Below are 25,887 nucleotides of genomic sequence, written 5' to 3' on the forward strand. Positions count from 1 at the left end.
TATCGCGAGCAAGCTCGCTCCCACAGGGACCGCAGGTTGAGCGACTGACAATGAACATCAAACACACCTTTCAAGAGGTTTGCGCGCGACCACATTGACCAGGGTTTCTTCCCGTTGGCCGAAGGGCTTTGGCTGGCGCAGACCCAAGCGTTCAAACAGGCCGAAATCCTTGGCGCGGCTCCACCACAAGTATGGATAAGACACGTTTTGCGGGCCGAGTTCGAAACCCTGCTGGCGAATCATGTCCAGATACCCGGCGGCGCTCTTCTGCACGTGCATCGGATGGCGGAACAACCAGCGGATCACCCAGGTATCAATGTAAGCCTCGGTGGATTCGGCGAACAGCAGATAGCCACCGGGCTTGAGCACGCGGTAGAACTCGGCCAGTGTCTGTTCCTGCTGCACCAGATGATGGAAGGTCTGGTGACAGAACAGCAGATCGACGCTGGCGTCCGGGACGTTGATGCTCGCGCAGTCGCTGCCGGTCAGCTCCACCTCCATGCCCTGACGGACGGCTTCTTCGCCGGCCAGGTTCAGGCTGTGAGGATCGGCGTCCAGACCGATCAGGCGCTGGGGGGCAAATGTCTGGCGCAAGTACTGGAACGACTTGCCCTGACCGCACCCGGCATCCAGCAGCACCGGGTTGCTCGGCGGTGTTTCGCTGAACAGGCTGCGAAGGTCACTGATCGCTACTCGCAACACATGGTGCTGCCAGGTGTGGCTGCGCAGGAACCAGAAACCAAAACGGGTCTCTTCGACGTAGGTGTCGCTCAAGTAACTCATGTGGCATCCCTTGCACAGAGCTCCGAGAGCATCCGCAGCCGGCGCTTGGGTTCGGCGACGAACGGATTACGCTCGTCCCAGGCATACCCGGCGAGGATTGAGCTGATCATGCGGCGAATATCCGGCGAGCCGCCCTCATGGTAAATCACATCCTGGAACGTCCCGGCGTACCAGCCCTCGACGTAGCACCGGAACGTGTCGACGCCGCGCTTGAGGGGGATGGCGAACTCAGTCTGCCAATCGACATTTTCGCCTTGCAGTTGGCGATGCAGAACGCCGGCGGCCATGCTCGCCGAGCGCATGGCGATGGTCACGCCGGAGGAGAACACCGGGTCGAGGAATTCCGCTGCGTTGCCGAGCAGGGCAAAGCCTGGCCCGTGCAGCGTTTTGACGTTGGCCGAGTAGCCGCCGATGGTTCGAGCAGGCGTATCCCACACGGCGTTGTTCAACACGCCGGCCAGGCTTGGAGTTTCAGCGATAAACCCACGCAGGCACTCATCCAGGTTCTCCATGCGGCCTTCGAAGTGTTCGGCTGCCGCGACCACGCCCACCGAACAACGGCCGTCGCTGAACGGGATGGTCCAGAACCAGATATCGCGGTGGATCGGATGGGTGGTGATGAGGATTTTTTCCCGCTCGAAGGCCGGGTTGTCGATGTGGTCTTCGACGTGGGTGAACACGGCCTGGCGCACCGGGAAATCCGACGGCGCTTCAAGGTCGAGCAAGCGCGGCAACACACGGCCGTAGCCGCTGGCATCCAGCACGAAATCGGCTTCGACGCGGTACTGGCTGCCGTCTTCGCGAAGCACGTCGAGCTGTGGTTTCGGCAGGGTGAAATCGACGCTGACGATGGCTTCGCCGTAACGAACGTCGACGCCTTGCAGCGCGGCCTGATCGGCCAGCAGCTTGTCGAAATCGGCACGCAGGACCTGGAAGGTGGTCGGCTTGCCGTTGCTGAAAGTCTCGCCAAAATCAAAGGCGCTGTATTGCTCGCCCCAAGCGAATGCCGCACCGTTTTTCAACTGGAATCCGGCGGCGTTCACCGCCTCGAGCATGCCGGCTTCTTCGACGAAATCCAGGCAGTGGGACAACAGGCTTTCACCGATGGAAAACCGTGGGAAATGCTGGCGTTCGATCATCAATACATCGTGACCTTTGCGCTTGAGCAGCGCGGCGGCGATGGCGCCCGATGGACCTGCACCGATCACCACGACCTGACGATGTTCCATTTCAACTGTTGGCACGGGGGCTCCTTGCCGGGACGGCGATGTTCAGAGGGGTTCGGTGCATGCCGGCGAGTGCCGGCAGCAGTGTCGCGATCAGGCCCATCACCATCAACGCGAAGTACAGCGCCGGGCTGATGAGTTGTTGTTGCAGCAGCAGGTTGAGAAAGACGATCTCGCTCAAGCCACGAATATTCAGCAAGACACTTTCCCGCCAGCGACTGGCGCCTTCAAACGAGGCGCCGGCCCAGCCGAGGCCCAGCCAGTTGCCCAGCAGTTTACTGGCAATCGGGAACAGCAGCAGCGCGGCCAATTGCACCCAGCCGAGGCTGGCCATGGCCGCGTGGACGTTGATCTGCACGATGCCGAACGTGAGGATCAGCGGGATCGCGATATACGTCTGCAAGTGACTCATCCAGATCACCGGCAACGGCAGCACCAGCGGCACTTTGAGCGCGGCCATCCACAGCAGGTAACCGATGCCGAAAATCAGCGCATTGAGCTTGAAGTGTTCCGCCACGACCAGCAGTGCGAAGAAGCAACCGCTGTGCAGCAACGGTTGGCGCAAGCGGAGCAGGCGCAGGAGCAACGGCAGGCAGGCGCCGGCCAGCGGCAGCAAGAGGCTGCTCAGGTGCAGGCTGCCCTGGGCGATGGCGAACAGGGTCCAGCAAGTGAGGTCGATGAGGATCGCGGTCTGCACCAGTCGCCGGGTGGCGGCAGGCGGGTATTTGATGTGTCGCAGGTACAAATACAAAACCGGAATCGCAGTGATGGCGAACAGCAGGCCGACCGCCAGGGAACTGATCCAGGGTTGCGGCGGTAGCAGCCAGACCGCTGTCGCGAGGCCGCAGGCAAACGGAATACAGAAACTCGGCAGGGCAATTTTCAGGCTCTGACGGTCGAGTCGAAGGTCAATCACGTCACTGAGAATGTGCCCCAGCAACAAGGCAAAGCTCAGGCTGTAGACGTTTTTCAGCCAGACCGGCGCGACCAGCGCGGCGCCGCTCAATTGCCACTGGGGTTCGATCCAGAAGTACATCAGCAGCGGCAGGCCGAAGGTGGCCAGCAGCAACTGGCTGACAATCGGGATCACGCCGAAGTGACGACCGACACGGGTGGCCACGGCGAACAGCGCCAGGGCCATGACCCAGAACACGGCGATCATCATGTTGCCGACTCCGTGACCGGGGCGGCGTGAACCTGGCGTCCGGCCCACGGCGCAAGAATGAAGCTGAAGGCCAGACCGAGGCTCACCGACAGACCGAAGTTGCTCACCGCCGGCGTGCTGGACACCGCCAGCAAACCGAACGACAGCCACGTAGTTACCGCCGCCAGCAAGGTGCCCAGCAGGCTCACGGCAGCGCCGCCGACCTGTTCACGCATGAGGATCGCGTAATCGACGCTGATGGCCGTCACCAGCAGCAGGCCGAACAGGCTGAACAGCGTCAGCGGTTGCCCCATCCAACCGAGACTGGCCAGGCTGCACAGCGCGGCCAGCAGCGGCAGAGAGACGATTCGCAGCGCGCCGCCGAAGCCGAACGGCAAGATCAGCACCAGCACGATCAGCACGCAGGAAGCGAGTTTCAACTCTGCGGCGCTGATCTGGGTGTCGGCGAACACCTTGTTCAACTCGCCGAGGCGATCCACCAGTTCCACGCCCGGTAAATCCAGCGCCTGGACTCGCAGCAAAGAGGGGTTGTTCAGGCCTTGCAGACTGACCATTGCCGCTACGCCGTCATCGGTCGGTCCCAGCCACAGCGTGCGATAGGGCTCGGCCAAAGGACCGAGCAGCGCTGCGTCGATGTCTTCGGTGGGAAGTGCCTGCAACTTCGTAAGCTCTGCTTGCAGCGCCTCCGCTGGCACGCCGACATCGAGCAGCGGTTGCCAGAACTGCGGCAACTTGTTCAGCGCTTCACGCACTTTCCGCTGTTCGGTGGGTTGGCTGACCAATTGATTGAGCGACAGATAACCCTGGAGTTTTTCCAGGTTGACCAACTGATCCAGCCGCTCGCTCAGCGCGGTTTGGCGTTCCAGCAGTTGCTGCTGATTGGCCGCGCGCACCAGGAAGAACTGGCTGGTGGGTTGATAGCCGGTGATGCGTGCAATGGTTTGTGCTTCGTCAGTCAGTTGCTGCGGTGCACCGACCCACTGGCGAATGTCGTTTTTGGTGTCGAGCTGCAACAGACCGCCCACACAAAAGGCAATCAGCAGCGCCAGCAGCACCGGCGTGCTCGCGAGTTTGAGCAACGCTTCACGGCGCCCCAGCAAATACTCGGCCACCCGAAGCGGCCACTGCGCTGGACGCAGGTCTGTACCCTTGAGCAGTGCCGGCAGCAGGCACACCGCGGACAAATAAGCGCCGAGCAGACCGGCGGCAGAGAACACGGCGATCTGGGTCAGCGCCGGGAACGGTGTCCAGGCCAGGGCCAGGTAACCGATGCAACTGGTGATCAGGCTCAGCGTCAGGCCCGGCAACGTCAGGCGCAGGGCCGGCCAACTGTGCCAGGGTTTCAGGCTCCAGCTCTTGGACAGGTAATGCAGCGGGTAATCGACCGCTACGCCGATCAGGCTGGAACCGAGCACCAGCGTCATCACGTGCATATGGCCGAACAGCGCCACACAGGCCACCGCGCCGAAGAGCATGCCGACCAGCACCGGGACGAAGGCCAGCAACACCCGCCAGCGCCGGAAGGCCAGCAGCAACAGCAATAGAATGCCCGCCGTGGCGCCGCCACCGACCCAGGTCATTTCCCGGGTGGCTTGCTTTTGCCCACTGGCCGCATAGAGCAAGCCGCTGGCGGCAAGCAATTGAACATTTGCCTGGGCGGCTTCTTCACGGCTGTGCTGGAGCAGGTCGGCCACTTGCAGCGGCAAGTTCATGTCGAAGGCGTTGCCAGTGGTGCGCGAGCGCAGCAGCACCCAACTCTTGCCGTCGGCATCGGCGACCAGCGCACCGCTGCCGATGTCCAATTGCACCGAACCGTGCTGCGGCTGGCTGTTCTGGATGCGCCCGGTCAGGCCCAGCCAATCATCCTGGCTCGGCACGAGGCTGAAGCCGGTGAAAGGGTCGAACAGCGCTTGTACTCGCTGCTGGATAAAGGCGTCGGGATGCTCGATCAGTTGCTGCCGGTCAGCCGCTGAGAGCATCGCCAGTCGGCCATTGAGCAATTGCGTGCGCAGCGCCGGCAAGTCGGCTTGCAGGTTCCACTGGACCTTTTCGAACAAGCCGCTGGCCTGCCACTGTTCACCCAGTTTCTGCGCCATGGCGACCGCTTGCTGGCGATCGGTGTGGCCGACCAGCACCAGCATTTCGCGGTTCAGCGGTTCTTGCATGCGTTGTTCGGCGCGCAGTTCCAGCGCGTCCGGCGCCGTGCCCGGCACCAGTTCCATCAGGTTGGCCGACAGCGGTGCGCCGTCACGCCATTGCCAACCGGCGAGCGCGAGCACCGCCAGCAGCAGGATCAGAAATAGCCGCGGAAGACTCCGTTCACTCGGCAAAGTCATGTTGCTCCGCGTCGCTCAACGGTTGGGCGCTGGTGCTGTCCTGCATGCGCAAAAGCGTGCTGTCGCCCTGGGTTTCGAGCAGCTCGATGCTGTGCACCAGTTCGCCGCCGGTAATGTTGATTTGAGTGAACACCTGCTTGAGCAGCATGGAGCGCGGGGTCAGCGTCAGCTTCCAGTTCTGTGCGTCGCCGCTCAGTGAAAGCTCGAAATCCCGTTGCAGCCCGCTGCTGTCGCCTTGCAGAACTGCGAGGAACAAACGGTTCTGCTCGGCGCCGGCACTCTTGCTCGGCAGCATTTGCCAGCCATTGGCGTCACGCCGGGCAATGCCTTTGGCGCTGATGCGGTAATCCTGTTGCAGCGGGGTTTTCAGTAGCCAGAGCAAACCGTGGTTTTTAGCGAGAACGAAAGTGCCCTTGCTGGTCAGCGGCTGGGGCAGGGCGCGCAGGTGTTTTTCCTGGATGAAGTTGCCGTGGATCACGTCAGGTTTTGCCAGTTGATCGCTCAACTGCTGCAAATCAAAAGCCTGCGCCAGCGAAGAAAAGCCAACCATCAACATCAGCCCCACCACGAACCTGTAGCAGCTGGCGAAGCCTGCGTTCGGCTGCGCAGCAGTCGCCCTGCGGTTCTTCTGATGTATCGCATGTGCAGGTTTTGCGACGGCTTCGCCGCCGAACGCAGCCTCGCGGGCTCGGCAGCTGCTACAGACGGTTTTCAGCAGGTTCATGCGAGCATCCTTTCAACAGCGTCGGTGAAGACCTTGGGTGAGGCCAACTGCATTTCGCGGCTGCTCATGTCGACGGCGACCTGCACGGAACTGGCGCGGGTCAAGCGTTCGCCGGTTTCCAGATCGCTGATCAGGTAGCTGATCTTCAGACGGTTCTCCCATTCCACCAGATTGGCGCGCACGTTGAGCTTTTGGCCGAACACGGCGCCGCGCACATAACGCAATTGCAGATCGATCACCGGCCAGGCGTAGCCCGACTCGACCATGGCCGTGTAGTTGTGGCCGATCTTGTCCAGCAGCGCGCAGCGGGCGACTTCCAGGTATTTGATGTAATGGCCGTGCCAGACGACGTTCATGGTGTCGACATCAAAGAACGGCACGAGGATTTCCGTATCGGTGTGAAGCACTCCCTTGCTACGCATGCAGCCTCCAGTGTTGCTCGGCGATGCGGTGCAGGCACAGGCGCAATTCACCTTCCAGCGCACGGTCTTCGATGACCGGCGGGAAGTCCTTGGCCAACTCTTCGTGCATGGCGGCCAAGGCCGGCGGCAATGGCCGTGCATCCTCGGCCTTGCTGCGCAGCCAGACGCCTTGGTTGGCGGCCAGCAGGGTGGCAGCGGCGACCTGTTCGGTCAGCTCCAGCACGCGGATCGCATCGCGGGCGGCGATGGTGCCCATACTCACTTTGTCCTGGTTGTGGCACTCGGTGGAGCGCGAGAAGACGCTGGCTGGCATGGTGTTTTTCAGCGCTTCGGCGGTCCAGGCGCTGGTGCCGATCTGCACGGCTTTGAAGCCATGGTTGAGCATCGCCCGGTCAGCGGTGGCGCCGGACAGGTTGCTCGGCAAGCCGTGGTTGTAACGCTCATCCACCAGAAGGGCGAGTTGACGATCAAGCAGATCGGCGACGTTGGCCACCAGGTTTTTCAGGCTGTCCATGGCGAACGCGATGTGGCCGCCGTAGAAGTGCCCGCCGTGCAGCACGCGTTCGGCTTCGGCGTCGATAATCGGGTTGTCGTTGGCGCTGTTGAGTTCGATCTCGATGAACGAACGCAGCCAGTTCAGGCTGTCGGCCAATACGCCGAGGACGTGGGGTGCACAACGCAGGGAATAACGGTCTTGCAGGCGATGCAGCGGCGCGGTCGGCGCGTCGATCGCCAGATCCTTGCGCAGCCACGCGGCGACTTGCATCTGCCCCGGATGCGGTTTGGTGGCGAACAGGCGCTCGTCGAAGTGCTCGGGGTTGCCTTGCAGGGCGACCACGTTCAACGCGGTGATGCGCGTGGCCAGTTGCAGCAGGTAATCGGCGCGGGCGTAGGCCAGGCACGCGAGGCCGGTCATGACGGCGGTGCCGTTCATCAAGGCGAGGGCTTCTTTGGGGCGCAGTACCAGCGGCTCCCAACCCAGTTCGCGGTGCACGTCGGCAGCTTGGCGGCGTTCGCCATGGAACATCACTTCGCGCTCGCCGGACAACGTCGCGGCGACATAGGACAGTGGCGTCAGATCACCGCTGGCGCCCACCGAGCCTTCTTCCGGGATCAGCGGCAGAATGTCGTGTTCGAGGAAGGCTTGCAGGCGTTCCAGTAGTTCCACGCGCACCCCGGACACGCCGTGGCACAGCGACTGCAAACGTGCCGCCAGTACCGCGCGAGTGGCTTGTGCGTCGAGCAGTTTGCCCAGGCCGCAGCCGTGGAACGTATACAAATGACGGGGCAACGCCTCGACGTGATGCAGCGGCACCGCGACCACGCAAGAATCGCCGTAACCGGTGGTCACGCCGTAGATCACGCCTTCCTTGTCCAGCAGGGAGTCCAGGAATCGCGCACCCTTGGCGATACGCTCACGGTACGCAGGGTCGCTTTGCAACTGCGTCGGCACCTGACGGTTGGCCAGGGCCAGCACGTCTTCGATGCGCAAAGGGAGTTCGCCGAAGGTTACCGGCTCAAGCGTTGGCGTCGTCATCGGTCTTCCAGAAAGGGTAAAAGTTGAACCATTGTTGGGGCGCTTCAAGGCAATAGTGACCCAAGCGTTCGGCATAGCGGGAGGCCCACTGATGAATGACCTGCTCGCGGTCGCTGCGCTTCCACACCACGGCCTCGGCGAACGGTTCGAGGGTCAGTCGATAGTCGCCCGTCGGCTTCTTCAGGCACAGCATCAGGTTGATCGGGCATTTCAGCAGGCCGGCCAGCAACCATGGGCCCTGAGGGAACGCGGCTTGATGGCCGAGGAAATCCACGGTCACGCTGCGCCCGCCATGCAGCGGCACGCGGTCGCCGGCAATCGCCAGCCACTCGCCGCGCTCCAGGCGCTCATGGAGTTGCAGCATGATCAGCGGGTCCAGTTCGCTGACCTGAATCAGTCGTAGATTGGTCGCGCCGGCTTCACCCAGCAAGCGGTTGAATTGTTCGGCGTGCTTGGTATGCACCAGCACGTTCATCGTGACTTTTTCGCCGATCTCGGCCAGCGCACGGCAGACCTCGAGATTGCCCAGGTGCGCGCCCACCAGCATCTGCCCGCGGGTGCCGCGCAGTTGATTGCGCAGCAAGGCCGGGTCGATGATTTCGATCTGCTCGATGCTCAACTTGCCGTTCCATACGTCGAGCTTGTCGAGCATGGAATCGGCGAAGGCCATGAACTGGCCGAACACTCGCCAATGGGTCGGGCGCAATTCATTGCGACCACTCCAGTCGGCGAGCCGCTGCTGGTATTGCCAGGCGCTGCGACGGGCGCTGCGCCCGAACAGGAAAAAGTACAGAACGATGCCGTACAGCAGCGGGCTCAGCAGCCGCCGGCCCAGCACTTTGGCGCAGAGTGCGGTGAATTTCATCAGCCAGAAGCTGCCGCGCTCTTCGCGGTCAGCCCAGTGCTTTTTATCCGCGTCAGTGCTCATGCTCGCCACCGTCGCCAGAGAATCACTGGTGCCCGCAGCAACATGCCGAAGAACAACCGGGTGTGCATGCTCGTAATCAGTACGTTGTCGTGGAACAGACGAAAATGCGAGACGCCATCCAGTGGGTAGTGGACTTTGGTTTGCAGCCATTGCATGGGCAGATTGCGCCAGGCCAGCCGCACGAGAATGTCCGAGTCGAAGTCCATACGCTTGCCGATCTTCGCCGAATCGATCAGCGCCAGGGTCGGTGGTAACGGATAGACACGGAAGCCGCACATGGAATCGCGAATCTGCAACGACAGGGTGTTGATCCAGACCATGACGTGAGTCAGATAACGGGCGTACAAGCGACCTTTCGGCACGCTGGCGTCGTATCGCGGATAGCCGCAGATCACCGCCTCGGGATGGGCGCGTGACAGTTCGATGAAGGTCCGGACGTCTTGCAGATCATGCTGACCGTCGGCGTCCACCTGCAAGGCATGGCTGAAGCCCAGGCGCGAGGCTTCGCGAAAACCGGTCATGACCGCGCCACCCTTGCCCTGGTTGGCGCCGAGCCGGATCAGGAACACCTTGTCGCGCAGGGCCAGTTGATCGAGCACCTTTGCACAGGCCGGGCTACTGGCGTCGTCCACGAGAATGCATGGCAGGCCGCTTGCGAGCAGCGCGTCAACCACCGTGGTGATGGCGGTTTCGTGGTTGTAGACCGGGACGATTGCGCAGGGGTTATGCACGATCTAAAACCTCCACAGAACCCTTGTGGCGAGGGAGCTTGCTCCCGCTCGAGCGCGAAGCGTTCGCAATGAAATCTACGCCGGATGGTTTTGGGGCCGCTTCGCAACCCAGCGGGAGCAAGCTCCCTCGCCACAGATTATTCATCGCCTGTAGCCTTTAGTAAAATCCGCCCACTGGAGCAGGTCGCGGTCTCGTTGCGATAGGTGAAATACAACTTGCTGCGCGTCGGGTCGAAGCGCAGGTGCAGCTGGACTTCATCGCCAGGGCGCACCAGTTGCTGGAATTTCAGCACTTCCATACCGGCGAATTTTGCCGGCAGGTCCATCAATTGCTGACCCAGCGTTAACGCCCACTCCACTTGCACCACACCGGGCAATACCGGCGCCTGAGGGAAGTGGCCGCTGAAGTAGGCGAGGTCGGGCGGTACCGCCAGTTGCAGGCTCCATTCGCCATCGACTTCGACCTGCTCCAGCACTTCCGGCGCCTTTGGGCGCGGCGCCAGCAGCAGGGCTTCAACGGTGGCCTGGGGCAGTTTGCCCTGAGCGTTCAGCGGCAGTTGCCGCAGCAGGCGCCAGCGTCGTGGCAACGCCAGGGCTTCGCAATGCTGGCTCAAATGCTGACGCAGTTCTTGCGTGAGGGTGCGTCGACCCTGATTGCGCAATGCATGCAGGCCTGATTCGGTCAGCACCAGCAGCGCACCCAATGAAGCGCGGTTTTCCTGAACCACGCCAAGACGCGCTTCGGCGACCCAGTCGTGGGCCATCAGGGCCTGTTCCAGCATCGGTAGCGAGATACGTTTTTCTTCCAGTTTGACGATCCGGTCCAGCCGTCCGAGCAGTTCGAATCGGCCGTCGGCAGCGATTCGCGCGGCATCGGCGGTGTGTTCGATATGCCCGGGAGGCAAGTACGGCGAAGCAATGAGCAGGGCGCCGTCGCTGTCCTGGCTCAACTCGATATCAGCAAAGGGTTGCCAGAGCGCGGGGCCCTGGCGCCAGGCGATCCCGCCGGTTTCCGAGCTGCCGAGGATTTCCGTCGGCCATTGCTGCAGGCGTTGCTGAAGGCTTTGTGCGGCCTCGGCCGGCAAGGCGCCGCCGGAGGAAAATACCCGGCGAACCGCACTTAACGCGGGCCAGTCGAGGTTGTCGCCCATGCGCTTGAGCAGCGCCGGGCTGGCGACCCAGGCGAATGTCGGGTGTTCGCGGCTGGCACGCTGCAGATCTTCAGGAAATGCCAGCTGCTTGCGCACAAACGAGCGCCCGGCGCACAGCGGCCAGAGCACTCGAAACAACAATCCGTAAATATGCTGAGTGGCGACACTGCCGATGATGCAAGCCGCGCCCAGATCGGCACCCCAGAGCCGCTCCAGCGCTTCGACTTCATTGGCCAGTTGGCGCAGGGTTTTGTCGATGCGCTTGGGTTCGCCACTGGAGCCGGACGTGCACAGGCTCAGCGAACAGCAATCCAGATCCAGTGCGGCGGCCATCAACGGCGGATGCCGATAATCGCTCAGGTGCGCGTCATCGGCCTGATCGGTCAGCCACAGATCGACTTCGGTCGACCAGCGCTGACGAGTCTGGGCTTGCAGGTCTGCGGGCAGCAGCACGCTGACCCCAGCGCGCCAGGCACCCAGCAGGGCAATCGCCAGGTCGGCGGCATCCTCAAAGTGCACGGCAATGCGCCGCACACCCTGGGCTTGCAGGCCCGCGGCGAGGCTTAACGCCTGTTCGCACAGTTGCGCGTGATTCAGTGCCGGTTCGGCCGTCACGGCACGTTCCGGTTGCGCCTTGAGCAACAGGTGCTCAAGTTTTATCCAATTCATGGGTGGCCTCGTACCCGTTGTCGTATAAGCCATTCAATGGCAAACAGCAGGCCCATCAATCCGTAGGAAATCAGGCCGGTGTACAACATCCACCAACTGAGCGGCGCCCAGAGGGTCAGGGCGGCGGCGAGCAAACCGTTACAGAGAAAAAACACGCACCAGACGATCGTCACCTGGCGGGTATAAACAATCGCCTTGGCCGGCAGTTGCGGTTCGCGCAAACGCGCCAGGCGTTCGATGATCGGCGGGCCAACGATCAAGCTCAGGCCAAACAGCCCGAGCATGAACGCGCTGATCAGCACCGGGTACCAGCGCAGCAGCAGCGGGCTGTCGAACAACGCCAGCAACAGGCAAAAAGCAATCGCGGTGACTGCCATCCACAAACTGCCGGGCTTGCGCGTACCGAGCAGTGCCCGGGCCAGCCACAGGCTGCCCAGCAGCAGACCAAACTGCCACGGCGCGAAATGTTCCATGCCGAAATACACCGCGAAGGGGTACAGCAGGCCCGCCAGCAGCAGGCCGAGGCCGATCAGTCGGCTCATGCGGCCGGCTGAACCAGACGGTAGACCGCCTCGACCACGTCGCTAACGGTACGCACCGATTTGAACTCTTCGGCAGCGATTTTCTTGCCGGTCTGGCGTTTGATGTGATCGATCAGGTCGACCGCGTCAATACTGTCGATTTCCAGATCCTGATACAGGTTGGATTCGAGGCTCACGCGCTCGGGGTCCAGCTCGAAGAGTTCGACCAGAGCATCGCGCAGGGTGTTGAAGATGTCGTCACGAGTTTGCATGATCCGGTCTCAAGCTGCCTGTTTTGCAGTGACGAACGCCGCAAGGCTCGCCACGTTGCTGAAGTGATTGCGGGTGTCTTTGGCGTCGGCGTCGATTTTGATGCCGTACTTTTTCTGGATTGCCAGACCGAGTTCCAGAGCGTCTACCGAATCCAGGCCCAGGCCTTCGCCGAACAGCGTCTGGTCGTCGCCGATGTCTTGTGCGCTGATGTCTTCAAGGCCAAGGGCGTCGATGATCAGTTCTTTGATTTCACGGTGTAGATCGCTCATCTTCGGCGAGCTCCTTAATATAGTAATGATGCAAATAGTCATTGAGCTTGCGCGAGGCCTGAGGAGCAGGGCCTAGCGAGGCGAAGGCTTGTGGATCTATATCGGCCCCGACACGGAAACTGAAGTGCACACGGCGTTTGGGGATCCGATACCAGGGTTCGGCCTTGGTCAACGTGGTCGGGCTGACCTTGATGATCACCGGGGTGAGGATTTTCGCACCGCGCAGAGCGATTGCCGCAGCACCCCGATGGAAGGCAGGCGCCTGACCGGGCTGAGTGCGGGTGCCTTCAGGAAAGATGATCAGGGTCTGGCCGCTTTTCAGCGCGTCGGCAGCGGCATCGAGCATGTCCATGCTGCCGTCGTTGCTGATGTATTCGATGCAGCGCAGCGGGCCGCGGGTAAATGGGTTCTCCCAGAGGCTTTTCTTGACCACGCAGTTGGCGTGGCGCACCAGGCCGATCAGGAACACCACATCAATCAGCGACGGGTGATTGGCGATGATCATTTGCCCCGGCCGACCGAGTTTTTCGGCGCCCTGGATGTCGTAAGTCAGCACGCCGGTGCGAGCCATGAATCGCACAAAAAACCAGAACAGGCGGGCGACGGTGTGCCGCGCTCGCCGCCGGTGTGTCCGGGCATCGCCGGGCAGGCAATTCAGCAGCGGGAAAACCACAAGCCGCAGGCACAGCCCGCCCAACCCGAACAGGGTGAAGCTTGCGGCGGTAGCCAGCAGGCGCCAGTAGTAGGCGTCGCGGTTTTTTTCGGTTACAGGTTGCGTTGCCAGGTCCATACACGATTTTTCCAGGCATGTTGGCAGGTTGTCTGCTGGCCGAGCAGGGTACTCAATAGGTTCAGGGCATGGGGCCAGTGGGCTTTGGACAACTCATCCGCGGCGCTGTTCAGGGACAACTGCCAGTCGTTTCCGGGGGTGATCAGCAGGCCGACCGCGTAAGGGAACGGCACGTCGTCGATCCAGGTCGAGTAGGCTTCGGGCGGTTGCTCTTCGGTGACGATCAGCAGTACCGCGGGAGCGCCCTCGGAAAGCAAAGCCGCGGCCTCTAGCATGCCGTGTTCAAGGCCATCGCCGGCTGCAGCGAGGGCCGTCATTTCGCTGGTTTCGCCGCGCATGATCGACCACAGGCCGATGATCGCGTTGTGCACGGACAGGCTGAATTGAGTCGGCGACAGCGGCTGATCGGCAGCCAGATCGCTGAGAATATCGAAAGTGCGCGGGGTTTCGCCGTGGCGAGAAATAAAGACCAACGGTAGGTCCTGGCGGCCATCGGCCAAGGGCCAGCCGACACTGAACGCCATCCGCGCGAGACGACTGAGTCGCCGGCGCTGCATGGCCGGCAGAAACGAGACGTCGGGGGCGGCATCGCTGCTCGCAAGCACGACCGGTTGTCGGCTCCAGGCCTGCCAATCGTCCACGCTTTCGAGCCCAGGGGCCCACGCGCGCCATTGGGCGATGTTGAAATTGATCACAGACATTCATCCCGCCCCTGCGGGCTTCCTTGACGCGGTGAGTCGCAAAAAACGCGAACTACCTTACGTAGCGCTTAGCGCCGAGTGGCGCGCATTATCCCGTTGCGGCGGGCGCGTAGCAAATGATGGTTACATTTTGCTCAATGAAATGTACCGGTTGGTTCGTGCATGGCTGTCACTTGGCCATTATCCACATTGTGGAGGGCATGTCTGTCGGCTCTGTCAGTGGTCAACGGCAGAGTTAGCGGTTTTTTTATTGAGAGATTGCCGATGACTGTGTAGTCCCGATGCTGGCGAGGTAGCTAAGCAGCGCCGTGGACTACTACACTCGGTCATTCTTTGAGACACGGGGGTTTTGACATGCGGCGCGTGGTGTTCAATCAGAAAGGTGGCGTAGGCAAATCCAGCATTGCCTGCAATCTGGCGGCGGTCAGTGCCAGCGAGGGCTATCGCACCCTCTTGGTGGATCTCGATGCCCAGGCCAACTCCACTCAGTACCTGACGGGGCTCACCGGTAGTGACATTCCGATGGGGATCGCTGATTTTTTCAAACAGACCCTGTCTTCCGGACCGTTCTCTAAAAAAAGCCAGGTCGATATCTACGAAACCCCGTTCGACAACCTCCACGTCATCACGGCCACTGCCGAGCTGGCTGACTTGCAGCCCAAGCTTGAGGCCAAACACAAGATCAACAAGCTGCGCAAATTGCTCGAGGAGCTGGACGGCGATTACGACCGGATCTATCTCGATACCCCGCCAGCGTTGAATTTCTACGCGGTATCTGCATTGATTGCCGCTGATCGTGTGCTGATCCCCTTCGACTGCGACAGCTTCTCGCGTCAGGCGTTGTACGGCCTGTTGGCAGAAATCGAAGAATTGAAGGACGACCACAACGAAGGGCTGGAAGTCGAAGGGATCGTCGTCAACCAGTTCCAGGCTCGCGCCAGTCTGCCCCAGCAAATCCTCGACGAACTGATCGCCGAAGGCCTGCCGGTATTACCGGTTTACCTGGGCAGCTCGGTGCGCATGCGTGAATCCCACCAGGCCAACACGCCGCTGATCCACCTCGACCCGCGTCATAAGCTGACGCAGCAATTCGTCGATCTGCACAACCTCCTCGAAAACACCTGATTCCTGTAAACAACACCGAACCACTGTGGGAGCGAGCCCTGTGGTGAGGGGATAAATCCCCTCGCCACAGGGCTCGCTCCCACATTTAATCGCTGTGTTCTTAAATCCCCTGGCTACGCAACCAGCTCATCAACTGCGGTAACGGGAAGGCGCCGCTCTGACGTGCCACTTCCCGGCCGTTCTTGAACAGAATCAGACTCGGGATCGAACGGATCCCCAGCTGCGCCGACAACTGCTGGTTTGCCTCGCTGTCCAGCTTGGCCAGTCGACACTTGCCCGCCAATTGCACCGCCGCCTGCTCGAACACCGGCGCAAACGACTTGCACGGCCCACACCAATCCGCCCAGACATCCACCAGCAACGGCAGATCGCCTTTGATCTGGCTGGCGTAATCGCTTTGCTTCAGTTCGAAGGGTTTATTCAGCAGAACTTCGGCTTTGCAGCGACCGCATTTTGGATGGTCGTTGAGGCGCTCGGCGGGGATGCGGTTGAGGCCGTTGCAGTGTGGGCAGGGAATCAGCAGTGGCTCGGACATGTCATGGGCTCCGGGAAGTAGTGAGGCGTAGATGGCGCCGGCCGGGATGAATATCAAGCTCGCGCCATGAGCTGGAGACTTGAGATCAAGCCTTTTCGCCCGGCTGTAGAAGCGTCTGCCATTTGGCGCTGGTGTCGACGATAGAGTATTGGTCGTTGCAGGTGAGGATGACGCCGATTTTCTTGCAGAACACCACTTCGACAAGGTTGTCCTCGGTCGTGCAGGAGGTAATGTCTTCCAGCGGCATGAACACCTCTACGTCCTGTATCGCGTAATGCACCTCGCCTCCCGGATGCATCTGGTAGCCCCATCCTCCTAACGGCCCGCGCAGTTGATAAACCGCTGCTTTCGCGCCTTGCGCGGCGGCCAGCTTGTGCAGCGGTAGCTGCGTGACCCCGACCAGCTGGATAAACCCCCTGGCTGGCCCGCCCAGAAATTTGAGCGCGGTCCTTTCTTCGTCGCTTAGCTGACGAACCGGCACGGCGTTCGAGATAAAGGATCGGGTCGATCTGGCCAGGGAAAAAAACTTCCAGGCAATGGGGGTCACGGTAAAGAGCGCGAGAACGCAAAATCCCAGAACCAGTAGCCCTTCAAAGTCGCTTTTGCTGATCAAACCGATACCTCGCCTGGTTGCTGGGCGTTATACGTTGCTGCGCATTCTGTTGAGGCTGATAGTTGAGCGATGAAAATCGCCAGCGAAAGCACTTGGAGCAGCATGAGTCTGATTGACAGCAATCCTTGCACGGGCACGTCCTTGTCTTTGTCCTGAAAATGCATCGGTTTTTGGGGGGGGAATCAGTCGAAATCCATGAAGCAATCATGCTCGGCGTAATAACCAATTGCTTTCAACAACTCGCGGTCCGTCACTGAGGGTTTGTGTAGCAGGGCACTCATCACCACATCCTCCAGAAGCTCGTCGCTGAACCAGAACTCAAGACCTTGACGGGTGACAAAGTCCGGGTAAATTTCTTCGTCGTTGTCGGTAATCTGGGGAAATGCCTCGACCACGCACAGGGTTTGCAAGGTGATGGTGCTGGAGTCTTGAGCGCCGTAGACACAGAAATGCAGGGTTTTTTCCTGTTTTCTGAGAATCCCGATCAACTCGCCAACGCTGAGATGCTGCTGGTAGCGCATGGAACGTCCCTGTTGCATTTGATGTGACCAGCACTGGTGGCCACCGTGAAAAAAACCTGGCCCTGATGTGTCCGCGCGGCCGGCCTGATCTCAGGCCTGGGGCGCGAGGGGCTTCACCAGACCCATCTGTCTCTGACGGGCCTCACGACGAACAACTGATCTCCAGATGCTTGCCCCACTCCGGTGGCCGCTCGGCATAACTCTCCATCCCCGGCTGCTCCTCGAACGGATTGCTCAGCACCGCGTGCAGCCGACGTACCTCTGAATAGTCGCCGCTTTCCGCCGCATCGATGGCTTTCTGCGCCAGGTAGTTGCGCAGGATGTAGAGCGGATTGACTGCATGCATGCGTTTGCGACGTTGTTCCTGATCAACCTCGCCTTCACGCGTCACCCGGGCGATGTAGAGCTCACCCCAGGCATCGAAGCCCTTGATGTCGACGAAGTCATCGCGCAAGCGGGCGACGGCCAATTCAGGTGATTCTTCCCCCAAACGGCGGAAGAACAGGCTGTAGTCGACGCCGCTGTTCTGCATCAGTTGCAGCAGGTGCTCCAGCAGTTTCTGGTCATCGTCTTCGGCCGTGGTGAAGCCGAGGCGACGGCGCATCAGGTCCAGGTAATGGGCCTGGTACAACGGAAAGTACAGACCGAGGGTTTCGCGCAGGGCTTCGACACTGATGAACGGCGTCAGGGCCTGGGCCAGGGCGCTGAGGTTCCACTGGCCGATTGGCACCTGGTTGCTGAAGGAGTAACGGCCCTGATCATCGGAGTGGTTGCAGATGAAGTGGGCGTCGAAATCGTCGAGGAACGCGAACGGGCCGTAGTCGAAGGTAATGCCGAGGATCGACATGTTGTCGGTGTTCATCACGCCGTGGCAGAAGCCATAGGCCTGCCATTTGGCAATCAGTTCGGCATTGCGCTCGACGATTTCGCGAAACATCGCCAGGTACGGTTCCGGCTGTTCCAGGCATTCCGGGAAATGCATGGCCAGCACGTGGTCGCCGAGTTCTTTCTGCTTCTCGGGACGTTTGGTGTAGTAGAAATATTCGAAATGCCCGAAACGCACATGGCTCGGCGCCATGCGCAGGACCATGGCCGCGCGTTCCTGCTTCTCGCGCCACACCGGCGTGTCGGAGCCGATTACGCATAGGGCGCGGGTGGTCGGGATGTTCAGGGCATACAGCGCTTCGGAGGCAAGAAATTCGCGGATCGAGGACCGCAGCACCGCCCGCCCATCACCCATGCGTGAAAAGGGCGTCTGGCCGGCACCCTTGAGGTGCAGGTCCCAATGCTCGCCGGCCTCGTTGTAGACCTCGCCCAGCAACAGCCCGCGACCATCGCCAAGCTGTGGGTTGTAGGAACCGAACTGATGACCTGAATAGACCATCGCTCTCGGGATCGCGTCAGCCCAGAGCTTATGGCCGCTGAACAGTTCGGCAAACTCCGGGGTTTCGGCCACGTCAGGGTCGAGATCGAGCAGCGCCATGGCGGCGGGGCTGGCCACCACCAGGCGCGGGTTGTCGATCGGCTCGGGCAGCACGTGGGCGGAAAACGTATCGCCCAGGCGGGCGAAACGATTATCGAAGGTCAGTTCGTCGAGGGCTTTCAAGGGCCATCTCCAGCAGAATGTCCGAGCATTCTGCTAGGGATAAGCCGCTTAGTCGAGCGTGGCGGCTGGTGGCTCTTGCAGCGGTTTGCCATCGGGTTTGGGCGCAATGGTTTTGGCTTCAGGATCGACGGGCACCATTCTGTATTCCTGACCCTGGATGTTCTTGAGGTAAACCTCCATCTGCCGGAACGAGATGTTGATGTGCTGTTTCTTGAACTCGCGATTGATGAAGCGGTTGACCTCATCGAGCACCGGGTTACGGTCACCGAGGTCGCGCACATGCATGCGCAACTCGTGGTCGAGGGTGCTTTCGCCGAAGTTCAGGAAGTACACGTGGGGTTCCGGGTCTTTCAACACTCGCGGGTTATCGCGCGCGGCCTTGAGTAGCAATTCCTTGACCAGGTCCAGGTCCGAGCCGTAATCGACACCGAGCTTGAGGGTCACTCGGGTGATGGTGTCGGTCAGGGACCAGTTGATCAGTTGTCCTGTAATGAACGTCTTGTTCGGGACGATGATGTCCTTGCGGTCGAAGTCGGTGATGGTCGTGGCGCGGATGCGGATCTTGCTCACCGTACCGGACAGGTTACCAATGGTGATGGTGTCGCCGATCCGCACCGGACGTTCGAACAGGATCATGATCCCGGAGATGAAGTTCGCGAAGATTTCCTGCATCCCGAAGCCGAGACCCACCGACAGCGCCGCCACCAGCCATTGCAACTTGTCCCAACTCACGCCGAGTGTCGACAGCGTCGAGACGAAACCGATGCCAGCGATCACGTAGGACAGCAAGGTGGTGGTGGCGTACGCACTGCCCTGAGCCAGGTTCAGCTTCGACAGCACCAACACTTCCAGCAGCCCCGGCAAGTTACGCGCAAGGGCGAAGGTGATGCCGATGATGATCAGCGCGCCGAGCATGTCACCAATGCTGATCGGCACCATGCTCATGTTGGCGCCAGTACCGCTGGTGTATTCGTAGAGGGTGACGTTATCCAGGTACGAGAACACAGAGATCAGGTCCGACCAGACCCAGTACAGCGCCGCGATGAAACCGCCAAGCAGTGCCAGGCGGATCAGGCGCAGGGACTGCTCGTTGACCTTCTCGATATCCAGCGTTGGCTCTTCGATCACCGCTTCGCCGTCGCCGGCCTCTTTCGCGGCCTGGCGTTTGGCCAGGGCGCGCTGGTAGGCCAGGCGGCGTGCCGCAACGCTGAGGCCGCGCACGAAGGTGGCCTCGATCACCAGCCAGAACATCAGCAGGTAAAGGGTGTTGATCAACCGGTCACTGAGCTTCAGCGCGGTGTAGTAATAGCCGAAGCACACCGCCACGAACAACGCGACAGGCAGGACGGTGAACATGATCCCCACGGCCTTGCGGAACAGCGAAGCGTTCTGGTGAGTCGGGCTGCTGATCAGCAGGCGGCTGAGCAGCCAGGCCATCAACGCGTAGCAGGTCAGCACCACCGGCATGCCGAGTACGTCATCGGCCAGGGTCGCGGGTTGCAGCTCGGCGACCGCCACCACCGCGACCAACGCCATGACCACCAGCCCGAGTCGACGGACCCAGCCCTGCAGGAATTCGACCTGAGGTTTTTCCCAACGGAAATGCAGCTCGGCCACGCCGCCCGGCGCGAGGACCCGGTAAGCGGTGTAGAACACTAGCCACGCCTGGGCCATTTGCAGCAGTGCCGCGCCCATGTTCGCGTTCTGTCCGCGGGCGTCGATTTGCAAGGCCAGGCCACACAAGGCCAGACCCAGGGAGACCGGCATCGCCAGCAGAATGTTGATCAGGATTGCCTGCGGCGTGTGCCACTGGCTGTCGCGCTTGAAGTGGCCGATGTCCTGGTGAACCTTGCTCAGTCGGGCATACAGGCTTTTGCGCCGCCACAGCAGGGCACCGATCAACAGTGCCAGGGGCAGGAACAGCAGCGGCCGTTGGGTCAGGCCGTCACTTAATTCGCTCAGGCTGGAAGCCCACGGCAGCGTGGTGACCTGACGTTCCAGGCGCTCCGGCACGGCGCGCATCCATTCCAGGTCCAGCGGCTTGTTGCTGGGAATCCAGAACATTTGCTCATCGAGGGTCGCCCGCAGGCTTTGCGCGGTGCTGAGCAGTTGCTTCTGATTGAGTTGCAACGTGATGGATTCGTTGAGCACCGCACTGAGTTCGCGGTTCAGCCGCTCCAGCAGGTCGGCGCGGGTCGTGGCCAGTTCCAGCAGGCTCTTGCGCAATTGCGGGGTGACTTGCTCGGGAGGCTGAGTCGACAGCAGGTTGTCGACGTAGGTCGCCGGATTGCTGAGCAGTTCCCGTTGCTGGCTGACTTCGAATTGATACAGGCGAATATCGGCAATCTGGTCGGCCAGGTCACGGTCGAGCTTGAGGCGTGGCAGGGACTGTTTCTGTTTGTAGAGAATCTTGGAGAGCAGCAGGCTGCCCTTGAGCACGTTGATTTGCTCGTCCAGCGCCGAATCGCTCTGGGTCACGTTGTCCAGTTGCTGCTTGGTCTGCAGGTTCTGCTGGGTGACTTCGTTGAGGCGGTCAGTACTTTTGAGCAGGTAGTCCGAAAGTTTCAGGTTGGCCGCGCTCTCGGTAGCCAGCAGGGTGCTGCCGCCGGACTTCTGCGCTTCGATGGACTGCTGCGTCACCGTCTCTTGGGACTGGGCCAGGCGCTTCTGGTTGATCAGGGTTTGCAGCTCCTGGATTTCCTGATCCAGGCGATCGGATTTTTCCGAAAGCAAGTCATGCTGGCTGTTGCCCAAGTCCTGCAACTGGTTGTTGCCGGCCAGTTCCTGGCGACGCAACGGGATCAGGGCATTCAGTGCCGCGAGTTCGGCGTTGAGCAGGTCGCGTTGCTCAGGGGTCAAGGTCTTGCCGGCGTCTTTGCCGATCTTGAGGATGTTGTTGATCTGCTGGATGCGAGTCTGGCTGGTGGAAATTTCGGCCTGTGCGCGCTCGGGGCGGGTCTGGGCAGTAATCACCAGACTGTTGGCGTCAGCCAGGGCTTTCTGCAGATCGCTTTGCTGGGTGGAGCGCTCGGTGAGCATTTGCTCCAGTTGCTGAATAGGCTCTTTGGCATAGCGCTGCGGTACTGGCAGCACTTTGGAGGCTTTGAGCTTGGTCAGTTCTCGCTGGTTCTCGATGTTCTGCTTTGGGGCGTTGGCCAGTTGCTGCTTGAGATCGGCCAGTTTCTGCTCGTAATCACGCTTGTTGTTGAGCTGTGTCAGCGTGCTTTGCAGGATGCTCTGCAGGGCTTTCTGATCGGCTTCCGGCAATTTGCGGTCGGCGATCTTGTTCAGGTTCGCCTGCACGGCTTCGCTGGACGGCGGTTCGGCCGCTTGCAATGTACCGACAGAAAGACTCAAGCCCAGCAGGGCCGTGATGATAAACGTGCGCAGGGTTGACATAGAGACCGATCGAAAGCGAGACGAAGTGTGGAGTTTAGAGGAACAAGCCCGGACCGGGGCGACTTCCTTCGGGGAATCTGACGCCTACTTTACCGATCTTGTTCCCTTCCATGACCGCGACGGTCCAAATGGTGTTGTTCCACTCCACCTGGTCACCGACTACTGGGGCACCGCCCACTTTCTGGGCAATGAAATGGCCGAGCGACATGTCCGGATCGATGCCTTCGACTTTCAACCCGTACAGCGCCGCGACCGCAGCCAACTGGGCGTCTCCTTCGAGTACGAAGTCGCCGAAGAAGCGCAAATCGAGGCCCCGTTGCGGTGCTTGGCTGAAGAGTTTTCCGAGGGCCGGAAGGTTGTGTTCATGGCCGATTACGCACAGCAAATCGTCGACTTCGAGCACCGTACTACCCGACGGATGGAGCAGTTGTTGGCCACGAAACAGTGCTGCAATCCGGGTGCCTTCGGGCATTTTCAGTTCGCGAAGGGGTGAGCCGATGCACCATTTCTCGGCACCGAGGCGATAAACGAACAGCTCCCACTCACTGGTGACATGCACTTCCAGGGCTGCGCGGGAGATCGGCGCCGGCTCCGGCGGAACGGTCACTTTCAACAGCTTTGCCACCCACGGCAGGCTCGTACCCTGCACCAGCAGCGACACCAACACGATAAAGAAGGCGAGGTTGAAATAGAGTTGGGCGTTGGGCAGGCCGGCCATCAGCGGGAACACCGCCAGAATGATCGGGACCGCGCCGCGTAACCCGACCCAGGAAATGAACGCCTTCTCGCGCCCATGGAACGCCTTGAACGGCAGCAGGCCGACGATCACCGACAACGGCCGCGCAAACAGAATCATCCACAGCGCCAGGCCCAGAGCGGGCAGGGCAATCGGCAACAAGTCGTGGGGAGTTACCAGCAGCCCCAGCACCAGGAACATGCCGATTTGTGCCAGCCAGGCCATGCCATCGAGCATGTGCAAAATGCCGTGGCGGCTGCGCACCGGGCGATTGCCGATGACCAGGCCGCACAGGTAAACCGCCAAAAAGCCGCTGCCATGCAAGGCGTTGGTCAGGGCAAACACGACCAGTCCGCCAGCAATGACCAGGATCGGATAAAGGCCGGTGGCCAAGTGGATACGGTTGACCAGTTGCAGCATGACCCAGCCGCCGCCCAGGCCGATGACGGCACCGATACCGAACTCACGCATCAAGTGCCCGAGCAGGCTCCAATGCAGACCGGTCTGGCCGCTGGCGAGCATGTCGATCAGGGTCACGGTGAGGAACACCGCCATCGGGTCGTTGCTGCCGGACTCGATCTCGAGGCTGGCGGTCACCCGTTCGTTCAGGCCTTTGCCGCCGAGCAGCGAGAACACCGCCGCGGCGTCGGTGGAGCCGACGATAGCGCCGATCAGCAGGCCCTGAATCAGGTTCAGGTTGAACAGCCACGCGGCGGCCATGCCGGTCAGCCCGGTGGTGATCAACACCCCGACCGTCGCCAGCGAAAGCGCCGGCCATAACGCCACGCGGAAGCTGGAAACCCGGGTGCGCAAACCGCCGTCGAGCAGGATGACTGCCAGCGCGAGGTTGCCGACCAGATAAGCCGTTGGGTAGTTATCGAAAATAATGCCGGCGCCATCGACGCCGGCCGACATGCCCACCGCGAGGATGATCACCAGAATCGGGATACCGAGGCGCGATGAAAGTGAGCTCACCAGAATGCTTGCACCTACCAGCAACGCGCCGATCAAGAACAGGCTGTTGATGGTCGTCGCATTCAAAGGCAGTACTCCAGAAAGCTGAAAGGCGGGCGCAAACTGACCATGCAGTCTGCGTGCCAGCGATTCTAACCTGTTGAAATGTGATGCTGTCAAAAAGGTTTTTCAGATCAAAAGATCGCAGCCTCGTTTCACTCGACAGCTCCTACAAAGGATCTGCGTAAACCTGTAGGAGCTGTCGAGTGAAACGAGGCTGCGATCTTTTCGGCAGTGATGCGATCTTTGTTTAGAGGCTAAACCGCCCAACCATGTTGTTCAGGTCCAGCGCCAACCGCGACAGCTCATTGCTCGCGGCACTCGTCTGATTCGCCCCGGTCGCCGACTGCACCGACAGATCACGGATGTTCACCAGGTTGCGATCCACTTCGCGGGCAACCTGTGCCTGCTCTTCGGCCGCACTGGCGATGACAAGGTTGCGTTCGTTGATTTCGACGATCGCGCTATTAATAGTGTCCAGCGACATGCCCGCACCACGGGCGATGTTCAAGGTCGATTCAGCACGCTCGGTGCTGTTGCGCATCGAATCCACCGCGTGTTCGGTACCGCTCTGGATACTGCCGATCATGCGTTCGATTTCGCTGGTCGACTGCTGGGTGCGATGGGCCAAGGCACGAACCTCGTCCGCTACCACGGCGAAACCACGACCGGCCTCACCGGCACGGGCGGCTTCGATGGCTGCGTTCAATGCCAGCAAGTTGGTCTGGTCAGCCAGACCGCGAATCACGTCCAGCACTTTACCGATGTCACGGGACTCGTTGGCCAGGTCGCCAATCAGGGTCGCGGTGCTTTGCACATCGGCGCTCATGCGTTCGATGGCGCTGACGGTTTCTTGCACCAGGTCACGGCCATCACCGGCGGAGGTGGTGGCATTTTTCGAGGCTTCGGACGTGCTGACGGCATTGCGCGCGACTTCTTCCACGGCGCTGGTCATTTCGTTGACCGCGGTGGCGGCCTGTTCGATTTCGTTGTTTTGCTGGGTCAGGCCACGGGCGCTTTCGTCGGTGACACTGTTGAGCTCTTCAGCGGCGGACGCCAGTTGCGTGGCGGAACCAGAAATCCGTTGCAGGGTGTCGCGCAGCTTGTCCTGCATCTTCGACATGGCCAGCAGCAAGCGGCCGGCTTCATCCTCACCGTCTACTGTGATCGGGCGAGTCAGGTTGCCTTCAGCAATTTCTTCGGCAGCGCTCAGGGCATTGGCGATCGGCTTGGTGATGCTGTTGGTCAGCAACCAGGCGAAAAGCAGGGTCAGGCCGGTCGCGATCACTAGCAGGGCGACCACCAGGTTGAAGGCCGAGGAGTACTGGTCCGCAGCTTGCTGATTGGTGTCGAGGGTCTGCTGAGTGTTGATCTCAAGCAACTTCGCGAGGGCCGAGTTGACCGCTTCGGAGTTGGAGAGCAATTCGCTGTTGAGCATGGTGCGCAGTTCGTCGACCTGGTTGTTGCGCGACAGCGTCTTCATCCGGTCTTCGAGTTGGCGATACTGCGCCAATAACTGCACGTATTGATCATAAGCCGCGCGTTCCTGCGGGCCGTCGATCAGCGGTTCGTAGACTCGTTGAGCGTCGCGAATCTGCTGATTGCGCAGTTCAAACAGCTCGAAGGTTTTCTGCTGCACGTCCGATTCGCGATTCACCAGCAAACGGTAGGACAACACCCGCAGGCGCAGGGTGAGTTGCGTGAACTCGTCGAGGCTTTTGATGCTCGGCACGCTGCTCAAGGTGATGTCCTCGGCGGCACCGCGAATCTTGCTCATCTGGTTCAAGGCAAACACACCCAGAATCAGCATCAGGCCGCCAATCAGGGCAAAACCGAGGAACGCCCGTGGCGCGATATTCATATTACGAAGGGACATGGTGTTTACCGAAAAGGGCGCATCCGTGCGGCGCTGAGACTGACGTATGGGTGACTTATCGGTCATACGACTAAAGTCTTGAGGCCCTGCGCGTTTTTGTCGCACAAAGGCTCCGGCGACGAAGTGCAGGAACCAGATCCGCCAATCACAGTCTTTAAAGTTCGCGAGGAAGGTCGCCTGCCAGGAAAATCAAGGCCTTGCGCCCCAATAACCCTGGCATCCGTGGTGACTTTTCT

Annotated in this window: 23 protein-coding genes and 1 pseudogene; 1 reads left to right on the top strand and 23 read right to left on the bottom strand. The window is 60.7% G+C overall.

Annotated features, from left to right (window positions below; translation table 11 throughout):
- Window positions 1-57 precede the first annotated feature (57 nt).
- From ACA079_RS01985 to ACA079_RS02055, 15 genes are all read right to left on the bottom strand, one after another.
- Window positions 58-783: a class I SAM-dependent methyltransferase gene (locus tag ACA079_RS01985; protein WP_497702399.1), complete on the bottom strand. Its 726-nt coding sequence runs from the start codon at window positions 781-783 to the stop codon at window positions 58-60.
- Window positions 780-2,027 carry an NAD(P)/FAD-dependent oxidoreductase gene (locus tag ACA079_RS01990; protein WP_497702400.1) on the bottom strand — a complete coding sequence of 416 codons (1,248 nt, stop codon included), beginning with the start codon at window positions 2,025-2,027 and terminating at the stop codon, window positions 780-782. Before ACA079_RS01990 ends, ACA079_RS01985 begins: the two co-directional genes overlap by 4 nt.
- Entirely contained in the window at window positions 2,014-3,174 is a 1,161-nt protein-coding gene (locus ACA079_RS01995) for a cation:proton antiporter (RefSeq protein WP_497702401.1), read from the bottom strand. Before ACA079_RS01995 ends, ACA079_RS01990 begins: the two co-directional genes overlap by 14 nt.
- On the bottom strand, window positions 3,171-5,510 hold the full coding sequence (locus ACA079_RS02000; RefSeq protein ID WP_497702402.1) for an MMPL family transporter: 2,340 nt from the start codon (window positions 5,508-5,510) through the stop codon (window positions 3,171-3,173). Before ACA079_RS02000 ends, ACA079_RS01995 begins: the two co-directional genes overlap by 4 nt.
- On the bottom strand, window positions 5,494-6,066 hold the full coding sequence (locus ACA079_RS02005) for an outer membrane lipoprotein carrier protein LolA (protein WP_497704269.1): 573 nt from the start codon (window positions 6,064-6,066) through the stop codon (window positions 5,494-5,496). The genes ACA079_RS02000 and ACA079_RS02005 overlap by 17 nt, the downstream gene beginning before the upstream one ends.
- Window positions 6,067-6,230: 164 nt before the next feature.
- On the bottom strand, window positions 6,231-6,656 hold the full coding sequence (locus ACA079_RS02010) for an acyl-CoA thioesterase (protein WP_033055401.1): 426 nt from the start codon (window positions 6,654-6,656) through the stop codon (window positions 6,231-6,233).
- Window positions 6,649-8,193 carry an HAL/PAL/TAL family ammonia-lyase gene (locus ACA079_RS02015; protein ID WP_497702403.1) on the bottom strand — a complete coding sequence of 515 codons (1,545 nt, stop codon included), beginning with the start codon at window positions 8,191-8,193 and terminating at the stop codon, window positions 6,649-6,651. Before ACA079_RS02015 ends, ACA079_RS02010 begins: the two co-directional genes overlap by 8 nt.
- Entirely contained in the window at window positions 8,174-9,121 is a 948-nt protein-coding gene (locus tag ACA079_RS02020; RefSeq protein WP_415772900.1) for a lysophospholipid acyltransferase family protein, read from the bottom strand. The genes ACA079_RS02015 and ACA079_RS02020 overlap by 20 nt, the downstream gene beginning before the upstream one ends.
- Entirely contained in the window at window positions 9,118-9,852 is a 735-nt protein-coding gene (locus tag ACA079_RS02025; protein WP_497702404.1) for a glycosyltransferase family 2 protein, read from the bottom strand. The genes ACA079_RS02020 and ACA079_RS02025 overlap by 4 nt, the downstream gene beginning before the upstream one ends.
- A 137-nt stretch (window positions 9,853-9,989) precedes the next feature.
- On the bottom strand, window positions 9,990-11,672 hold the full coding sequence (locus ACA079_RS02030; RefSeq protein WP_497702405.1) for an ApeI family dehydratase: 1,683 nt from the start codon (window positions 11,670-11,672) through the stop codon (window positions 9,990-9,992).
- A complete protein-coding gene (locus tag ACA079_RS02035; RefSeq protein ID WP_403138964.1) occupies window positions 11,669-12,214 on the bottom strand; it encodes a COG4648 family protein in 546 nt (181 codons plus the stop codon). The genes ACA079_RS02030 and ACA079_RS02035 overlap by 4 nt, the downstream gene beginning before the upstream one ends.
- On the bottom strand, window positions 12,211-12,465 hold the full coding sequence (locus tag ACA079_RS02040; RefSeq protein WP_007992314.1) for an acyl carrier protein: 255 nt from the start codon (window positions 12,463-12,465) through the stop codon (window positions 12,211-12,213). Before ACA079_RS02040 ends, ACA079_RS02035 begins: the two co-directional genes overlap by 4 nt.
- 9 nt (window positions 12,466-12,474) lie before the next feature.
- Window positions 12,475-12,735: a phosphopantetheine-binding protein gene (locus tag ACA079_RS02045; RefSeq protein WP_008149626.1), complete on the bottom strand. Its 261-nt coding sequence runs from the start codon at window positions 12,733-12,735 to the stop codon at window positions 12,475-12,477.
- Window positions 12,716-13,525 carry a lysophospholipid acyltransferase family protein gene (locus ACA079_RS02050; RefSeq protein ID WP_095127474.1) on the bottom strand — a complete coding sequence of 270 codons (810 nt, stop codon included), beginning with the start codon at window positions 13,523-13,525 and terminating at the stop codon, window positions 12,716-12,718. The genes ACA079_RS02045 and ACA079_RS02050 overlap by 20 nt, the downstream gene beginning before the upstream one ends.
- Window positions 13,501-14,226, bottom strand: coding sequence for a beta-ketoacyl synthase chain length factor (locus tag ACA079_RS02055; protein WP_403138960.1), 726 nt, complete (start codon window positions 14,224-14,226; stop codon window positions 13,501-13,503). Before ACA079_RS02055 ends, ACA079_RS02050 begins: the two co-directional genes overlap by 25 nt.
- 354 nt (window positions 14,227-14,580) lie before the next feature.
- Between ACA079_RS02055 and ACA079_RS02060 the strand changes: the two genes are divergently transcribed.
- Complete coding sequence (locus ACA079_RS02060; protein ID WP_497702406.1) at window positions 14,581-15,351, top strand: ParA family protein; 771 nt, start codon at window positions 14,581-14,583, stop codon at window positions 15,349-15,351.
- Window positions 15,352-15,451: 100 nt separating this feature from the next.
- On the opposite strand, the gene trxC is transcribed toward ACA079_RS02060, so the two are convergent.
- The 8 genes and pseudogenes from trxC to ACA079_RS02100 form a co-directional block, all read right to left on the bottom strand.
- Window positions 15,452-15,886: a thioredoxin TrxC gene (trxC, locus tag ACA079_RS02065; RefSeq protein WP_497702407.1), complete on the bottom strand. Its 435-nt coding sequence runs from the start codon at window positions 15,884-15,886 to the stop codon at window positions 15,452-15,454.
- Window positions 15,887-15,971: 85 nt separating this feature from the next.
- Window positions 15,972-16,499, bottom strand: coding sequence for a hypothetical protein (locus ACA079_RS02070; protein ID WP_497702408.1), 528 nt, complete (start codon window positions 16,497-16,499; stop codon window positions 15,972-15,974).
- A 182-nt stretch (window positions 16,500-16,681) separates the two neighbouring features.
- Window positions 16,682-17,038 carry a DUF7716 domain-containing protein gene (locus ACA079_RS02075; RefSeq protein ID WP_497702409.1) on the bottom strand — a complete coding sequence of 119 codons (357 nt, stop codon included), beginning with the start codon at window positions 17,036-17,038 and terminating at the stop codon, window positions 16,682-16,684.
- Window positions 17,039-17,162: 124 nt separating this feature from the next.
- Window positions 17,163-18,626, bottom strand: coding sequence for a protein adenylyltransferase SelO (selO, locus tag ACA079_RS02080; RefSeq protein ID WP_497702410.1), 1,464 nt, complete (start codon window positions 18,624-18,626; stop codon window positions 17,163-17,165).
- Between the two features lie 48 nt (window positions 18,627-18,674).
- Window positions 18,675-22,025: a mechanosensitive channel MscK gene (gene mscK / locus ACA079_RS02085; protein ID WP_497702411.1), complete on the bottom strand. Its 3,351-nt coding sequence runs from the start codon at window positions 22,023-22,025 to the stop codon at window positions 18,675-18,677.
- A 34-nt stretch (window positions 22,026-22,059) separates the two neighbouring features.
- Window positions 22,060-23,802, bottom strand: coding sequence for a potassium/proton antiporter (locus tag ACA079_RS02090; RefSeq protein WP_008149642.1), 1,743 nt, complete (start codon window positions 23,800-23,802; stop codon window positions 22,060-22,062).
- Window positions 23,803-24,025: 223 nt separating this feature from the next.
- Complete coding sequence (locus tag ACA079_RS02095; protein ID WP_371925560.1) at window positions 24,026-24,898, bottom strand: methyl-accepting chemotaxis protein; 873 nt, start codon at window positions 24,896-24,898, stop codon at window positions 24,026-24,028.
- Window positions 24,881-25,717, bottom strand: a pseudogene (locus ACA079_RS02100) (MCP four helix bundle domain-containing protein); the annotation flags it as partial. The gene ACA079_RS02095 and the pseudogene ACA079_RS02100, both read right to left, overlap by 18 nt.
- Between the last annotated feature and the right edge of the window lie 170 nt (window positions 25,718-25,887).

Source organism: Pseudomonas sp. LBUM1645 (assembly GCF_059716185.1).

Excerpts from the sequence above, each read along its gene's own strand:
- ACA079_RS02040 (WP_007992314.1), bottom strand. The coding sequence starts at position 12,465 with ATGCAAACTCGTGACGACATCTTCAACACCCTGCGCGATGCTCTGGTC.
- ACA079_RS02045 (WP_008149626.1), bottom strand. The coding sequence starts at position 12,735 with ATGAGCGATCTACACCGTGAAATCAAAGAACTGATCATCGACGCCCTT.
- ACA079_RS01995 (WP_497702401.1), bottom strand. The coding sequence starts at position 3,174 with ATGATGATCGCCGTGTTCTGGGTCATGGCCCTGGCGCTGTTCGCCGTG.
- ACA079_RS02035 (WP_403138964.1), bottom strand. The coding sequence starts at position 12,214 with ATGAGCCGACTGATCGGCCTCGGCCTGCTGCTGGCGGGCCTGCTGTAC.
- ACA079_RS02000 (WP_497702402.1), bottom strand. The coding sequence starts at position 5,510 with ATGACTTTGCCGAGTGAACGGAGTCTTCCGCGGCTATTTCTGATCCTG.
- ACA079_RS02095 (WP_371925560.1), bottom strand. The coding sequence starts at position 24,898 with ATGTCGAAGATGCAGGACAAGCTGCGCGACACCCTGCAACGGATTTCT.
- ACA079_RS02020 (WP_415772900.1), bottom strand. The coding sequence starts at position 9,121 with ATGAGCACTGACGCGGATAAAAAGCACTGGGCTGACCGCGAAGAGCGC.
- ACA079_RS02050 (WP_095127474.1), bottom strand. The coding sequence starts at position 13,525 with ATGGACCTGGCAACGCAACCTGTAACCGAAAAAAACCGCGACGCCTAC.
- ACA079_RS02010 (WP_033055401.1), bottom strand. The coding sequence starts at position 6,656 with ATGCGTAGCAAGGGAGTGCTTCACACCGATACGGAAATCCTCGTGCCG.
- ACA079_RS02030 (WP_497702405.1), bottom strand. The coding sequence starts at position 11,672 with ATGAATTGGATAAAACTTGAGCACCTGTTGCTCAAGGCGCAACCGGAA.
- ACA079_RS01985 (WP_497702399.1), bottom strand. The coding sequence starts at position 783 with ATGAGTTACTTGAGCGACACCTACGTCGAAGAGACCCGTTTTGGTTTC.
- mscK (WP_497702411.1), bottom strand. The coding sequence starts at position 22,025 with ATGTCAACCCTGCGCACGTTTATCATCACGGCCCTGCTGGGCTTGAGT.
- ACA079_RS02055 (WP_403138960.1), bottom strand. The coding sequence starts at position 14,226 with ATGTCTGTGATCAATTTCAACATCGCCCAATGGCGCGCGTGGGCCCCT.
- ACA079_RS02060 (WP_497702406.1), top strand. The coding sequence starts at position 14,581 with ATGCGGCGCGTGGTGTTCAATCAGAAAGGTGGCGTAGGCAAATCCAGC.
- trxC (WP_497702407.1), bottom strand. The coding sequence starts at position 15,886 with ATGTCCGAGCCACTGCTGATTCCCTGCCCACACTGCAACGGCCTCAAC.
- ACA079_RS02075 (WP_497702409.1), bottom strand. The coding sequence starts at position 17,038 with ATGCAACAGGGACGTTCCATGCGCTACCAGCAGCATCTCAGCGTTGGC.
- ACA079_RS02005 (WP_497704269.1), bottom strand. The coding sequence starts at position 6,066 with ATGTTGATGGTTGGCTTTTCTTCGCTGGCGCAGGCTTTTGATTTGCAG.
- ACA079_RS02015 (WP_497702403.1), bottom strand. The coding sequence starts at position 8,193 with ATGACGACGCCAACGCTTGAGCCGGTAACCTTCGGCGAACTCCCTTTG.